Annotated in this window: 16 protein-coding genes; 11 read left to right on the plus strand and 5 right to left on the minus strand. The window is 47.6% G+C overall.

Annotation, left to right across the window (positions count from 1 at the left end):
* Positions 1–157: 157 nt before the first annotated feature.
* The 7 genes from QZ942_RS05465 to QZ942_RS05495 all read left to right on the plus strand — a co-directional run bounded on the left by QZ942_RS05465 (position 158) and on the right by QZ942_RS05495 (position 5,350).
* Positions 158–1,345 carry a lipase gene (locus QZ942_RS05465; RefSeq protein WP_292993679.1) on the plus strand — a complete coding sequence of 396 codons (1,188 nt, stop codon included), beginning with the start codon at positions 158–160 and terminating at the stop codon, positions 1,343–1,345.
* A gap of 47 nt (positions 1,346–1,392) precedes the next feature.
* On the plus strand, positions 1,393–1,623 hold the full coding sequence (locus tag QZ942_RS05470; RefSeq protein ID WP_292993680.1) for a hypothetical protein: 231 nt from the start codon (positions 1,393–1,395) through the stop codon (positions 1,621–1,623).
* A 42-nt stretch (positions 1,624–1,665) separates the two neighbouring features.
* A complete protein-coding gene (locus QZ942_RS05475) occupies positions 1,666–2,157 on the plus strand; it encodes a hypothetical protein (protein WP_292993681.1) in 492 nt (163 codons plus the stop codon).
* A gap of 86 nt (positions 2,158–2,243) precedes the next feature.
* A complete protein-coding gene (gene amrB / locus QZ942_RS05480; protein ID WP_292993682.1) occupies positions 2,244–3,026 on the plus strand; it encodes an AmmeMemoRadiSam system protein B in 783 nt (260 codons plus the stop codon).
* 14 nt (positions 3,027–3,040) lie between these two features.
* On the plus strand, positions 3,041–3,634 hold the full coding sequence (amrA, locus tag QZ942_RS05485) for an AmmeMemoRadiSam system protein A (protein ID WP_292993683.1): 594 nt from the start codon (positions 3,041–3,043) through the stop codon (positions 3,632–3,634).
* A complete protein-coding gene (gene amrS, locus QZ942_RS05490) occupies positions 3,627–4,724 on the plus strand; it encodes an AmmeMemoRadiSam system radical SAM enzyme (RefSeq protein WP_292993684.1) in 1,098 nt (365 codons plus the stop codon). The genes amrA and amrS overlap by 8 nt, the downstream gene beginning before the upstream one ends.
* Positions 4,721–5,350, plus strand: coding sequence for a dienelactone hydrolase family protein (locus QZ942_RS05495; RefSeq protein ID WP_292993685.1), 630 nt, complete (start codon positions 4,721–4,723; stop codon positions 5,348–5,350). Before amrS ends, QZ942_RS05495 begins: the two co-directional genes overlap by 4 nt.
* Positions 5,351–5,451: 101 nt before the next feature.
* On the opposite strand, the gene QZ942_RS05500 is transcribed toward QZ942_RS05495, so the two are convergent.
* Positions 5,452–5,826, minus strand: a complete 375-nt coding sequence (locus tag QZ942_RS05500; protein ID WP_292993686.1) for a DUF423 domain-containing protein — start codon at positions 5,824–5,826, stop codon at positions 5,452–5,454.
* 58 nt (positions 5,827–5,884) lie between these two features.
* The gene (xseA, locus tag QZ942_RS05505; protein WP_292993687.1) at positions 5,885–7,231 is read right to left on the minus strand and encodes an exodeoxyribonuclease VII large subunit; all 1,347 of its coding nucleotides are present in this window, start codon (positions 7,229–7,231) and stop codon (positions 5,885–5,887) included.
* Positions 7,232–7,595: 364 nt separating this feature from the next.
* Between xseA and QZ942_RS05510 the strand changes: the two genes are divergently transcribed.
* From QZ942_RS05510 to QZ942_RS05525, 4 genes are all read left to right on the plus strand, one after another.
* Positions 7,596–8,204 (plus strand): MotA/TolQ/ExbB proton channel family protein, encoded by a 609-nt coding sequence (locus QZ942_RS05510; RefSeq protein WP_292993688.1) that lies wholly within the window; start codon positions 7,596–7,598, stop codon positions 8,202–8,204.
* 458 nt (positions 8,205–8,662) lie between these two features.
* Entirely contained in the window at positions 8,663–9,520 is an 858-nt protein-coding gene (locus QZ942_RS05515; RefSeq protein ID WP_292993689.1) for a VacJ family lipoprotein, read from the plus strand.
* A 151-nt stretch (positions 9,521–9,671) separates the two neighbouring features.
* Positions 9,672–11,681, plus strand: a complete 2,010-nt coding sequence (gene shc / locus QZ942_RS05520) for a squalene--hopene cyclase (protein WP_292993690.1) — start codon at positions 9,672–9,674, stop codon at positions 11,679–11,681.
* Positions 11,672–12,394 (plus strand): phosphorylase, encoded by a 723-nt coding sequence (locus QZ942_RS05525; RefSeq protein WP_292993691.1) that lies wholly within the window; start codon positions 11,672–11,674, stop codon positions 12,392–12,394. Before shc ends, QZ942_RS05525 begins: the two co-directional genes overlap by 10 nt.
* A 6-nt stretch (positions 12,395–12,400) precedes the next feature.
* Here QZ942_RS05525 and QZ942_RS05530 read toward each other — a convergent pair whose 3' ends face one another.
* Genes QZ942_RS05530 through QZ942_RS05540 form a run of 3 tightly spaced genes read right to left on the minus strand, consistent with a single transcriptional unit; the run spans position 12,401 to position 14,670 of the window.
* On the minus strand, positions 12,401–14,164 hold the full coding sequence (locus tag QZ942_RS05530) for an ABC transporter transmembrane domain-containing protein (protein WP_292993692.1): 1,764 nt from the start codon (positions 14,162–14,164) through the stop codon (positions 12,401–12,403).
* A gap of 54 nt (positions 14,165–14,218) precedes the next feature.
* Positions 14,219–14,434, minus strand: coding sequence for a hypothetical protein (locus QZ942_RS05535; RefSeq protein WP_292993693.1), 216 nt, complete (start codon positions 14,432–14,434; stop codon positions 14,219–14,221).
* Positions 14,435–14,445: 11 nt separating this feature from the next.
* Positions 14,446–14,670 carry a hypothetical protein gene (locus QZ942_RS05540; protein WP_292993694.1) on the minus strand — a complete coding sequence of 75 codons (225 nt, stop codon included), beginning with the start codon at positions 14,668–14,670 and terminating at the stop codon, positions 14,446–14,448.
* Positions 14,671–14,768 lie beyond the last annotated feature (98 nt).

Below are 14,768 nucleotides of genomic sequence, written 5' to 3' on the forward strand. Positions count from 1 at the left end.
GGATCCGTTCTTCCAGATTGACATAGCTAAAAAGCTGTTGTTGCGAGTGTTCTATTCCGCGCATGATTTATGAAATGAGTGGGTTCAATCAAATTTTACCCGACTCGGTGGGTTTTTCAACGGCCTGTTAATCAGAATAATCAGTTTTTCTATTCTGATGGTTGTTGCGCCAATGGTGCAGGCATTGCCGGATGAGTGTACGGATTTGACTGCACCGGCCACTTTTCTGGAAGCGAATAGTCTCGTCTGTCTGCAAAAAATCATTGTGACCGATTCATCGGGTGATCAGTTATACAAAGCATCATTACAATGGCTGGGAGCGGATAGTCCGAACCAGTTTAAATTGTTAACTGTGGAGTTTGACGATGCTTCCGCGGCGGATAGTCCTACCTTCTCATTTCTCAATGGCGTGCTGACTTTACCCAAGGTCGATGTGCCGAAGCTTTATGGTACCGAACGCTATACCGTTAGCCTGGCCTGGGTGACGGATTCCGATGCGGATACCGATGATGCGGTTTCGGTGTTTGAACTGAAAACTGTTGCGCTGTACAACAATCCCGGGTATGTCCCTAATACCACATGGAAACCTTATGGCATGTTACTTCCCCAGGAGCGGCGTGCGGTTGATTTGCTGGGGCGGTCTATTTCCTATGCGAAACTTGCTGATGCAATATATGACTTTGATAATGTTACGGTTGATTCTTGGGAGTTAATAGAATCCAACGGGAAAAGTTCCGGAATGGATGCCGGTGTCTATAAAAACCGCGATACCAATGAATTAGCGCTGGCATTTCGTGGTACTGAAACTTGCGATTTTCCTTGCTCATTTAAGGAATTGGAAGATACTGCTCGAGATGCGATAGCAGATGCCGCCATAGGAATTGGGACTGTTAGTGATCAATTTAAAGATGCGTTTAGATTTGCCCAAGGCGTAGTCAGCCGGTATCCCGGCATTAAAATTACTGTGACTGGTCATTCTTTAGGAGGTGGATTGGCGCAGGCTATTGGCGCAGTTTTGGGACTGGAAACATTTGCATTTAATTCTTCACCTGTTCCGGATCATTTTTTTGATACTTATTCGATTACATTACCAAACGAAGAGATTCAAGAATTAATTTATGTGATTGCCGATGTTCATGATCCGGTTTCTAATACCGATAATACCGGAAAATTTTATTTAGATTCTCATCATGTAACACCACTGATTCAATTTAATTTTAGTACCAAAGAAATTTCGCCTGAACGTAAGGTGGACCTGGAAGATCTAAGAATTGACCGTCATAGCATCACCCGGTTTACCAATAATGCAACCAATCTGTTGAATACTTACCGGGATGGGTGGTGACCGGAAGTATTACTTTCATATCATTTAGCCCAACTGCAAAATGATCGATGTGTGATTTAATCGATGCAAGAACACTTCGTCCATTTCCTGATCCACAGGACAAACCACGGGATGCGCTATCGCTGGTGTCTAAGTTTGGTGGACGATATTCGAAGCAACTGGGCATTCAACTGGATGACCTGGATGCAGCGGAAATCTACAAGTGGTTGCTTGCTGCCCTATTATATGGCGCGCCTATTTCAGAAAAGATCGCCACGCATACCCTGGCAAGTACTTGATCGTAACGCACCGCTGACGCCGGAGAGTATTGTCCGTACGGGTTGGGATGGATTGGTTATACTCTACTCGATGAAGGCGGCTATGCGCGTTATGATCACAAAACAGCGACCAAAATGCTTACAGTCAGCCAAGCCTTGCTGGATCGTTATGCCGGGAATTTAAACCATCTGCACGCCGTCGCTTTGGATTCGGATGATCTCGCGCAACGTGTCATGAACCTTGGCAAAGGGATGGGCCCGGTAACGATACAGATTTTTCTACGAGAATTGCGCGGCCGCTGGAATAAGGCAAAGCCACCGCTTGCGCAATTGGCTTTTCAAGCAGCTCAGGCGCTGGGATTTCTTCCACATGATTGTCATAATGATGATCAGTTGACGTTGATCCTTCTGCAAGATCTATGGGAAAAGCCGGGTATGTCCTTGTTAAACTTTCCAGATTTTGAAGCAGCGTTGGTTCGCTATGGGCTATGCTTGCGTCATCAGAGCCATGCAATTAAGATTCTAAATAGTGGATGGATTCCATCGGAACGTTGAATGTGAATTGACCAGACAGTTGCAATCTTTTTCTTGATTTTGAGTCTTATACCTATATAAATAAGACTTCTGGAGAAGAAAGGACTATGACTACGATTCGTTCGCCTGCGGTGGCAGGTTTGTTTTACTCCGCTGATGCACGGCAGCTTGAACAGGATGTTCAGCACTTGCTTGCGAAGGCGGAATTTCATGATTTCAAACCCAAAGCATTGATTGTTCCGCATGCGGGTTACGTGTATTCCGGTGCAATCGCTGCGACAGCGTATGCCAGCCTGCATTCTGTTGCAGCAGCAATCCGGCGCGTCGTATTGCTCGGCCCTGCGCATCGTGTCGCTGTGCAGGGTCTGGCTTTGCCGGGAGTGGATGTTTTTGACACGCCGTTGGGCAGCGTGAAATTGGATACCGATTTAATCAACGCGATTGCCCATTTACCCCAAGTGACCATCAGTAAGGAAGCGCTTATCCTGGAACATTCCCTGGAGGTGCAATTGCCATTCCTACAAAAGGTTTTGAGCGATTTTACCTTGCTGCCGCTGGCGGTTGGCATGACATCGGCAGAAGGAGTGGCGGAAGTGCTGGAACAGTTGTGGGGTGGGGAAGAAACCTTGATTGTGATCAGTTCGGATCTTTCGCACTATTTTCCGTATGCGACGGCACAGCATGTAGACCGTAAAACGGTTCAGTCCATAGTGAAGTTACGGCAGCCGATTGACCATGATCAGGCGTGTGGGAGTACGGCTATTAACGGCTTGATCCTCGCCGCTCAACAGCATCATCTAACACCACATTTGCTAGATCTGAGAAACTCCGGAGATACTGCAGGTTCACGCGACCAAGTGGTCGGTTATGCGGCGATTGCATTTAACTAATGGGAGATAAGCGCATGTTAGTTGAGAAAAATGAGCAAGGAAAAATACTGTTACAAATTGCACGTACGGCCATTTCCCGTGCTTTACGTGTATCCAGTGCACCTGCAGCAGAAGTTGATGAAAATATGCCGTGGCTATCCGAGCCGGGAGCAACGTTTGTCACCTTGACGCAATGGGGTGAATTGCGGGGTTGTATCGGTTCGCTGCAAGCTTGCGATCCATTGATTGAAGATGTGAGCAATAATGCCGTGTCGGCCGCTTTGTACGATCCCCGTTTTTCGCCTTTGGCGGCGGATGAGTTGGGTACAGTCAGCTTGGAAGTATCACTACTCTCCGAGTTGCAACCGCTAGGTTTTACTAGTGAGGCCGATGCTTTGGCGCAATTGCGTCCGGATATTGACGGGGTTGTGTTCGAGTATGGGCCTTATCGCAGCACATTCTTACCCCAGGTATGGGAAAGTTTTCCGCAACCGCGGCAGTTTCTTGCTCGGTTAAAATCCAAGGCCAGATTGTCTGAGGATTTTTGGGCTGAAGATGTTAAGTTATCCCTCTATACCGTGAGTAAATGGCGTGAGACGGATTATTCCAAGGAATATGCCAATGGATGAGCCGATTAGTGCCGCTGAGCGATATCCAGCGAAATATTGGCATCAGCTTGGCGATGGCCGGATCCAATGTGATTTGTGTCCGCGCGATTGCAAATTGCATGAAGGGCAGCGTGGCGCTTGTTTTGTCCGGGGGCGCGTCGGCGATGCGATGGTATTGACGACTTACGGGCGTTCATCCGGTTTTTGTATCGATCCCATCGAGAAAAAGCCCTTAAACCAGTTTTATCCCGGCAGCAGTGTTTTGTCATTTGGCACTGCGGGTTGTAACCTTGCTTGCAAATTTTGCCAGAATTGGGATATTTCCAAATCGCGTAGCTTTGACAAGCTACTGGATCAAGCCAGTCCCGAAGCTGTTGCGCGCAGTGCGGAAAAACAGGGTTGCAAGAGTGTTGCGTTCACTTACAACGATCCGGTAATTTTTGCCGAGTATGCGATGGACGTGGCGGATGCCTGTCATGCCAGAGACATCAAGACTGTGGCCGTGACGGCGGGTTATATTCACGCGCAACCGCGGCGTGACTTTTTTGCCAAGATGGATGCCGCCAATGTTGATCTCAAGGCATTTACCGATGAGTTTTATGTCAAGCAAACCGGATCGCACCTGCAGCCTGTGTTGGATACATTGAAATATCTCAAACATGAAACCGATGTGTGGCTTGAGTTGACTACGTTATTGATTCCAGGCCTTAATGATTCGAGTCAGGAAATTAGCGCGATGAGCGATTGGATCGTGAAAGAACTGGGTACCGATGTGCCGCTGCATTTCAGTGCCTTTCATCCCGATTACAAACTGAATGATATACCGTCTACACCGGCCAAAACATTGATTCAGGCACGTAAGATCGCGCTGGATGCGGGATTGCAGTATGTGTACACCGGCAATGTGCATAACCTTGAAGGCGATACGACGTATTGTCCGGCATGCGGAAATGCTGTAATCGTGCGCGACTGGTACGAAATCAAACAGTATCACCTGACGCAGGATGGACGTTGTGAAAGCTGTAATGCTGCGATTGCAGGTCGTTTTGGACAATTTTCCGGCCAATTCGGCAGGCAGCGTATCCCGGTCAGGATCGGAGCGACAGTATGAATACCGTAAAAATTCCAGCCGGTTCCGTTGAACTCAGTGGCGAACTTATATTGCCGTCCGCTGCATCGGGTGTCGTACTGTTTGCTCATGGCAGCGGCAGCAGCCGTTTCAGTCCTCGCAATACTTTTGTTGCCAATGTGCTGCAGCAACAAGGCATCGGTACGCTGTTATTCGATCTGCTGACACGCGCCGAAGATCAAGATTATGCGATGCGTTTCGATATCGACTTGCTGACGCGCCGCCTGCTTGCCGCCACAGCTTGGCTGCAGGCTAATCCGGAAGCAAAGGCTTTGCGTATCGGTTATTTTGGTGCCAGTACCGGTGCAGCCGCTGCATTACAGGCCGCAGCAGAAATGGGGAGCGAGATTGCTGCCGTGGTATCGCGCGGCGGACGCCCTGATCTGGCTGGAGAAGTCGCGCTGAGCCAAGTGATTGCACCGGTGCTGCTTATCGTGGGTGGTGCGGATTACGGTGTGATTGAGCTGAACGAGCAAGCCTATGCTTTGATGAAATGCGAGAAAGAACTAATGCTCGTACCTGGCGCGACACATTTATTTGAAGAACCGGGTACATTAGAGCAGGCTGCACAGCTTGCAGCCAACTGGTTCTTGAAGTATTTGCGATAAAGGTGATGTGTTTTTGGGTGCTTTTATAACTGAATAGGACACATCTGCAGCCTGGTTAAAAGCTGCAGATGATAAAGTTGCGCGCTAACAACGAGTCGCTCTTATTTTTCTTTCCAGATGGCATAGACAAGCAAAGCCCATGCACTGAGAAACGAAACGCCACCGAATGGTGTGATCATGCCCAGTGCGCGCATTCCGGTCAGGCTTAATGTGTAAAGGCTGAAACTGAATAAAATAATCCCGGCCATCATCAACCAGCCGGATATCGGGATTAAGCGGGACTTGGGAAAATGCAGCAATAACAAGCCAATGATGAGAATCCCGAAAGCATGATAAAAATGATATTGAATTCCTGTTTGATACACTGCCAGCATACTTTCTGATAGTGTTTGTTTCAGGCCGTGTGCACCAAAGGCACCCAGTGCGATGCATAAAAAGGCATTTATGGCGCCCAGAATCAGAAAAGTTTTTGGCATCGACAATCTATGTCCTTATTAAATAAAGTGGAATTAATATAAGATCCCTGTGCTTTTATCAAGAATCTTTTGTTTTTCTGACATCAGCTTCACACATTCCGTGCGCGAATTTTACCTGAATTCTATCGCCGGAATGAATTTGTTTGCTGTCACGGATTACGGTGTTTTGCAGGGTATAGGAGATGCTGTAGCCGCGTTCCAGAACCGATTGCGGATTTAGGTGTGATAACTGTGTTTGTAAATGCTGCAGGTTGACTGACAGTGTTTCGAAATAGCGGGAAAATGTGTAGCGGAAACGTGCGGCGAATTCTTTTTGCTGCACCTCCAGTCGAACAATACCTGGACTTGCGGCTGCTAGCCGTTGATTGAACTCGAGTAATTTCCAGTGTTGTTTTTCGATCTGATGTGTCCAAGTCTTGATGAATCGATTCTGCAAATGTTGCAAATGCATGTGTTGCTGTTTGATCCGGTCGCCTGGATGAACTAAACGATGAGTCAGGATATCCATTTTCTGCATTGCGTATTCAATATGATGCAAAGTGATGCGATACATGCGCTGGTGCAAGGTTTTTAGGTGGCGGCTTAATTCCTTGTGATCCTTGCTGGACAGTTCAGCAGCTCCGGTCGGCGTGGGCGCGCGGATGTCGGCGACAAAGTCTGCAATGGTGAAGTCTGTTTCATGGCCGATGCCACTGATGATCGGTATGGAGCTGGCAGCAATCGCAAGCGCTACAATTTCTTCGTTGAATGCCCATAGATCCTCAATGCTGCCACCACCCCGGCAGAGTATCAATACATCACATTCCGCTCGCCGGCACGCAATTTTAATGGCATCTGCAATAGTATTGGCGGCTGCCTTTCCCTGCACCAGAGTGGGGTAGATGATGATCGGCAATGCCGGCATGCGGCGTTGTAATGTCGATAATACGTCACGTAATGCGGCAGTATCCGGCGATGTGATGATGCCGATTTGTTTGGGGAATGCGGGTAACGGTTTTTTATTTGCGGGGCTGAATAGTCCGGCTTTTTCCAATTTGGATTTAAGTTTTTCAAATGCCTCAAATAACTCACCTGAGCCGGCACGGCGCATGGTTTCAATGTTCAACTGAAAATCGCCGCGCGGCTCATACAGTGTAACGAGCGCCAGCACTTCGACTTGCATACCATCTTTTGGTTGCCAATCCATGTATTGATTCTTGTGGCTGAATAGGACGCAGCGTATTTGTGCACTGGCGTCTTTTAGGGAAAAATACCAATGGCCCGACTGATAACACTTTAAATTTGAAATTTCACCTTTAACCCACAGTAAAGGTATGTTCTGTTCCAGAAATTGCTTGGTGTTGCTGTTTAATTCGCTTACCGTAAGCACTTTATGGAGAAGACTTGAGATTGGAAACAGACTCATTTTGATATTGTGTAATAATCCACATAGTTTGCTGAAACAGCGTGATTAATGTAATTCTAGAGACCGTTTTGGTCAGGAAGTGTAAATTAAGTTAATGTTTATTAATGTATTTGTTTTAGATTAAAAAACAGTCAATCTGGAAAAGCTGTTTAGGTTTGATAACTTAATTCTTAAACTTGTTACCTATTCACAAACTTATCCACAGAAATTGTGGATAAAAAATCAGCCATTTTTCCTGGCTGAAAATGCACGATCAAGATTCATTCGTGCCGAATTGGTTACTTAGTTATAAAATAAGCAAATCAGGTAGTATAGTACGCCACAGAATAATACCTGGATCTACAGTGAGTGAGGAGACTATCACGTGTTATCTTTAATTCAAGCGGCCGGCTGGCCGATCTGGCCAATCATTTTCGCTTCAGTAGTTGCCTTAGGCATTATTGGGGAACGGATGTGGACATTGCGTTTAAGTGTTATTTCACCTAAAGAATTATTGCCTAAAGTACTCAGTGAATATAAACGCGGTGGCGTCAATCCGGAGATGCTTGCGCATTTGCAGAAACATTCTCCATTGGGAAGAATTCTTGCTGCCGGGCTTAAAAATGTGAAAAGCTCGCGTGAAATCATGAAAGAGTCGATTGAAGAATCTGGTCGTGTGGTTGCGCATGATCTGAGCCGCTATCTGACTACGTTGGGGACTATTGCTGCGTTGAGTCCTTTGATGGGTTTGTTTGGTACTTTGGTCGGTATGATAGAAATCTTCGGTTCGAATTCGCCTACCGGAAGCAACCCGGCGCAGCTAGCATATGGAATTTCTGTCGCCTTGTATAACTCAGCATTTGGCATACTCGTGGCGATTCCCAGCATGATTTTTTATCGCCATTTTCGTGCAAAAGTCGACGATTTTGTTATTGAAATGGAATTGCAAGCTTTAAAATTAATAGAAATTGTGCATGGAGAGCGAGAAAGTTGAATTGTTTGCAGGATAGGTCATTGTGTTAGTCACGTGTTGTGTGCATAGCCTCAAGTCTAAATAATTCTGGATCTGTGGTGATTCATATGTCGCTTATAAGAATTCAAAGATTCTGTTATTTGTTGGTTAGTCCATATTAAGGCCATCGGAAAGGTGGCTTTAATCACGTCAAATATGAAGGAATCCGGGTTATTTTGCAGGGATAACGAAGCATCATATTGAAGGAGTAGTGTATACTGCGGCTGAATTAATTTTGACCGGAAATGCACGTAAGAACAGTCTGGTAGAAGCGAGTGTGGAACAAATATTAAAGTGTTTCTGACTGCCGCTCAAAGGTTATTAAAAATAATGTGCCAGTCTGCTTGGGTGTTCGGACACTTATTGATCAAATGGAATGGCTACTGAGTAGCGGGTTGATAATACGACGTCTGCATTGCTGAAGAAAGTTTGAAGGCTGATTGTTTTATAAGCAAATGAGTGAGAAGATCGGAATCTTGAGAAATATAAGTTCAATAGTAAATCATAACCATCTAATTATTATTGTATTATCTTTGTGCATCACAATTTTCCAAGGTTGTGCAACAACGGCAAAGAATAGTGATCAGCATTTAGATCCGGTTGATCCGCTTGAGAATGTGAACAGAGCTTCTTATAATTTTACTGATCGCGTTGATCGTTTGTTGTTTGAGCCTGTTGTGAATGCCTACATTGACTATGTGCCCAACGACGCCCAGCGGTCTATTGGGAATTTTTACGATAATCTGTCTTATCCTAATGTTGTGCTGAATTCTTTCTTACAAGGCAAAGTCAAGCAGGGCGCTGAAGACACACTGCGTTTTTTTGTGAACTCAACGGTCGGAATGTTTGGCTTTTTTGATATGGCCACCCACATGGGGCTAAAAAAGCATGATGAAGATTTTGGGCAAACATTAGGCGTATGGGGTGTGAATACGGGTTCTTATTTGTTTATTCCGCTTTTAGGTCCCAGTAGTGAGCGTGATGTAACCAATATTCCGGTGGGTCTTTTGACTAATGTACTTTTTTACGCTGGTCTTGCGGTAGGTACAACATTCGCTGCTCCTTTAACTATCCTGGGTGCTATCGACAAACGCGCTCGTTTATCCGGTCCAATGCGTATTCGCGATGAAGCCGCGCTGGATCCCTACTTGTTTGTACGTGAAGCATCGCTGCAGCAACGTGAATTTCTGATTCATGATGGTAAACTGCCATTAGATCTTTACTATGATCCTTTTCAAGATAATCCGTTTGAAAAAGAATTAGAAAAAACAAAAATAAAAAAAGAAAAGAAATTATGATTAATGAGGCTTGATAGCCAGGTGATTTAAACGAGTTTGTTAGATATTTACAGGAAGAAATCTTATGTGAAAAATCCATTTCAGCCAAGCAGAATTGATAATAGGCATTAAATCTATTGGGATATTTGTAACAGACAGGGCGCTTAGGAATATGGACGGGTTTCAAAGAATATCTAATATATCGCAGCAACAAGGTGATTCTACTCTTGAAGATGAGACAGCTTTTTCGAAGACAGCATCAAACCTGAATCAGGAAGCAATCAATACCAGTGAGCTGGAAATTAAATTTTCCCAAGCTCGCGCGGCCATGTTGTCTTTACAAAATGCGGATGGGCATTGGTGTTTCCCGTTGGAAGCGGATTGCACGATCCCTGCAGAGTATATTTTGATGATGCATTTCATGGATGAAGTGGATGTTTTATTAGAAACCAGAATAGCGCGTTTCATCCGTGATAAGCAGGATCTTAGCCATGGTGGCTGGCCGCTGTATTATGGCGGGGCTTTTGATATCAGTTGCACCATTAAAGCGTATTATGCCCTGAAACTGGTGGGCGATTCTCCCGATGCAGCGCATATGGTGCGCGCACGGGAAGCTATTTTGGAACGCGGCGGCGCAGCCAAAGCGAATGTTTTTACCCGTTTGTTGCTGGCAATGTATGACCAGATTCCTTGGCGTGGTGTACCCGTTGTTCCGGCAGAACTTGTTCTGTTGCCGCGCTGGTTTCCTTTTCATCTGAGTAAAGTTTCTTACTGGTCACGGACCGTGATGGTGCCTTTGTCCATTCTGTGTACGATGAAGGCGCGTGCTGTTAATCCGCGACAAGTGCACATTCGTGAGCTGTTTATCATTCCACCGGAAGAAGAAAAGAATTATTTCCCAAAGGCGGGAACGCTGCTAAAACGCTTTTTTATGTTGACTGAGCGCGTATTGTCGCGCGTGGAACCCAGACTTCCCCAATCAATACGTCAATACGCCATACGCCGTGCAGAAAATTGGACCCTTGAACGTTTGAACGGAGAATGTGGCATCGGTGCAATTTTTCCAGCTATGGTCAATGCGCATGAATCATTGGCATTACTGGGCTATGCGTATGATCATCCCAATCGCGTGCAGTGCCGCAATGCATTGCGCGGATTGCTGGTCGATGAAGGGGAACGCGTTTGGTGCCAGCCTTGTACCTCGCCGGTCTGGGACACCGTGTTAACAAGTCTGGCGTTGCAGGAAGATCCAACGACGGATCAGAAACCGGTGCTGCAGGCGCTGGATTGGCTGGTGGAACAACAGATTCTGGATGAGCCGGGTGACTGGCGCGATAATTGTCCGGATTTGCCAGGCGGCGGTTGGGCTTTTCAATATGCGAATCCGCATTATCCTGACCTTGATGATACCGCTGCGGTTGCCTGGGCAATGGACCAGGGCGATGCAGAGCGTTATCAGAAGCCTTTGGAACGCGCAGCCAACTGGCTGTGTGGCATGCAGTCGCGCAATGGCGGTTTTGCAGCCTTTAACATCGACAATACTTACCACTATCTGAATGAGATTCCTTTTGCCGATCACGGCGCGTTGATCGATCCGCCGACCAGCGATGTGACAGCGCGTTGTGTTGGTTTTCTTGGAAAATATGGTAAATCGCATCACCAACATGCTGTGCTGCGCGGTATCAGCTATTTGTTGCGGGAACAGGAGTCCAACGGTGCTTGGTTCGGGCGCTGGGGTACTAATTATATTTATGGTACATGGTCTGTTCTGGAAGCATTCCGTTTGGTTCAGTTTGATATGCAACATAAATCGGTGCGCCGTGCCGTGCAGTGGTTAGAATCCGTACAAAGAGCGGATGGCGGTTGGGGTGAAACCAACGACTCTTATCTGGATACCCAGCTTGCTGGTAAGTTTCCAGAAACCAGTACCGCGTTTCAAACCGCTTGGGCTGTGCTGGGTTTGATGGCGGCCGGTGAGGTAAACAGCGAATCGGTACGCAGAGGCATTAATTACTTGTTGCGCAATCAATCGAGTGATCATTTGTGGGAAGAACCTTGGTTCACGGCGCCCGGCTTTCCGCGCGTTTTCTATCTACGCTATCACGGATATTCAAAATTCTTCCCATTATGGGCACTGGCACGTTACCGTGCGTTGACCAGAACAGTGGCTGCGTGCCTATAACCGGGCTGGTGACAGCCTTACGGGCTGAGGCCAGTTGCGTGTCTTCCGCGCGTGTTCCGTTCAATACAATCATGCCGGTTGATGACCTGGCAGTTTTGTGGCTCAGCGGTATGGGTGCTCAGGCCGCTCGGATAGCGGCTGAAGGATTGCATCAGCATGGCGTATCGGCATTGGTGAGTTTCGGTGTTGCCGGAGCATTGAGTCCCGATTTGAAGCCGGGCGATTTGGTTTTGCCGGATGCGATACATATGGATGCTCAGTTGCCTGTAAACATAGCCTGGCGTGACCGATTACAAAATCTGCTCCCGGCAGAGATTACTGTACAGAATGGTATCTTAGCGAACAGTGATGTGCCATTGACAGGTACCAAAGCAAAACTGGATTTGGCGCAAGCAACGGGTGCCTGTGCGGTGGATATGGAAAGCGCTGCGATTGCAGCAGTAGCGGCGGCGGCTGGCATTCCGTTTATCGCAGTACGCGCCATCATCGATCCGCTTCAATTCTCACCCCCGGAAGCACTTTTCGGCGCCGTCTATCCGGATGGCGCGGTAAATCCCATTCGTCTGACGGCATTGATACTAAAACGCTCTGTCCATTTAACTACACTTATGCAAATGGGGACGGGGATGCGCGCCGCACGCAATACATTATCACGCGTGATTCAATCGGCAGGTGCCGGGCTTAACCACCAAGTAACCGACCAATCAGCGTAAGGGTGCTTATTGCGGTTGTAATTGCAGTGCAGCCAGCCGTGCATACAACTCGCTTGATTGCAACAATTCGGTATGCGTCCCCAATGCGTCCAGTCGGCCATGATCGAGCACGGCAATCCGATCGGCGGATTGCACGGTTGCCAAACGATGAGCAATAACCAGTGTAGTGCGGTTGCGCATCAATCGTTGCAGCGCTTGCTGCACCCAAAACTCACTTTGCGCATCCAGCGCGCTGGTGGCTTCATCTAATAAAAGTATCGGTGCGTCAGCCAATATGGCGCGTGCAATGGCCAGCCGTTGCTTTTGCCCGCCCGACAGTCCCAATCCGGAATCTCCCAACTGTGTTTGATAGCCTTGCGGCAATTTGCTGATAAAATCGTGCGCGTAGGCTGCATCGGCCGCAGCTTCCACTTCCGCATCACTGGCATCGGGTCGGGCATAGCGCAGATTGTCGCTGATGGTGCCATAAAATAAAGCCGGGTTTTGTGCGACCAGTGCAAAGCACCGGCGTAAGACAAAAATATCCAGGTTCCGGATATCAATACCTTCCAATTTGATACTGCCGGATTGATTGTCAAAGAAGCGCAGCAACAAATCAAACAACGTAGATTTTCCCGCACCCGAAGGGCCTACCAAGGCCAGCGTTTCTCCCGCCCGGATAGTCAGCGTCAAATGATCGATAGCAAGCACATCGGGACGCGAAGGGTAGGCAAAGCACAATTGCTCGATGTCGATATTTCCAGATACTTTCGGCAATGGACTGGGTTTATCAGGCGATTGAATCAGATTCGGCGCTTGTAATAATTCTATCGTCCGCTCGGCAGCTCCGGCGGCACGTTGTAACTCACCAATCACTTCCGAAATAGAGGCAACGGCCGAACCAACGATGACGCTATAGAATACAAAAGCAGCCAATTCGCCTGCACTGATACGGCCTTCGATCACATCAATGCCGCCCACCCATAGCATGAATCCCACGGCACCCAGCACCAGCAGGATGACGATGGCGATCAGTAAAGCGCGTTGCGTGGCGCGCTGTTTTGCGACGGCAAAGGCTTCTTCTACTTGGTCATAAAATTTGCGTTGATCAATGGATTGATGATTGTAGGCTTGAACTGTTTTGATCTGGCCAAGCACTTCACCGACATAAGCGCCGACCGCAGCGATTTTATCCTGGCTTTGGCGCGACAAATGCCGCACGCGGCGGCCATAAATCAATATCGGCACCACCACCAGCGGCACGCAAATTGTGACCAGTGCGGCCAGTTTCGCATTGGTGATAAATAACCAGATAATGCCGCCTATCATCATGATCAGATTACGTAACGCGAACGATACGGATGACCCGATCACGGTTTGCAGTAACGTCATATCGGCGGTCAGGCGCGATTGGATTTCGAGGCTGCGGTTTTCCTCAAAAAACCCCGGGTGCAGATGAATCAGATGATTGAATACTTTGCTGCGAATATCGGCAATCACCCGCTCGCCCAGCCAGGTGACCCAGTAGTAACGGGTAAAAGTACCCACAGCCAGGGCTATCACCAGCAGTAAAAAGATCACCACATATTGACTCAACAGTTCTTTGGATTGTGTCGCAAATCCTTGATCAATGAGCAAGCGGATACCTTGTCCGATGGATAACGTAATCGTCGCAGTAAATAACAGAGCCAGTAAGCTGTAGGCGACCTGGCGCTGGTAAGGGGCGATAAATTGCGCTGCTTTTTTGATGCTCTGCCAGCGGGTTTGCGTGTTCTTAGGGAAATCTGTCATTAATGAATCCCGCCGGATAGCGGGCGCTGCTGTGATTGCTATAAACTGGATGGATTAATCTTGAGAATCGGGTTTCTTCACAAATCTGGCAATGAGCAGTATCCAGGCGACGATTAGCCCGATAATGGCCGGGATATGCGTCAGTTTTACAAACTGCTCCTGCCACGCAGCAGCGCCGCTTGCACCGGTCTGCTGCGCCGCGATTGCCAGCGATTCCGCAGTACCCCACCAGGCATTGGCGATTTCGGAAACGACGGTGAGCCACGTCAAGCAAGCGGCAATCAGAGCATGACTAAAGCCGAGCGCGCGCTGACCTTATGCGGCAGCGTAAGAAGCAGCACCGCCATCAACGTGAACAGCATACCGTTCAGCACAGCTTGAATGTGCGCGCTCAGTGCCAGCCGAGGGAAGGGCGTATGCGGCATCACCAGTCCCCAGATGATGCCGACTAATACTAAAGCCAGGCCGTGGATCAGGATTTGTCTTGCTCGGTTTTGTGTTTGCATTTTTTCAATGATTCGAGACTGATAAATAAATTGGATTGACAGAAGTGGTTGGTTTTTAGAAGAGAAATTGACCAATTAAAATGAGAAAGTATTTCAAA

The sequence above is a fragment of the Nitrosomonas sp. genome (assembly GCF_021731985.1).
Classification (GTDB): domain Bacteria; phylum Pseudomonadota; class Gammaproteobacteria; order Burkholderiales; family Nitrosomonadaceae; genus Nitrosomonas.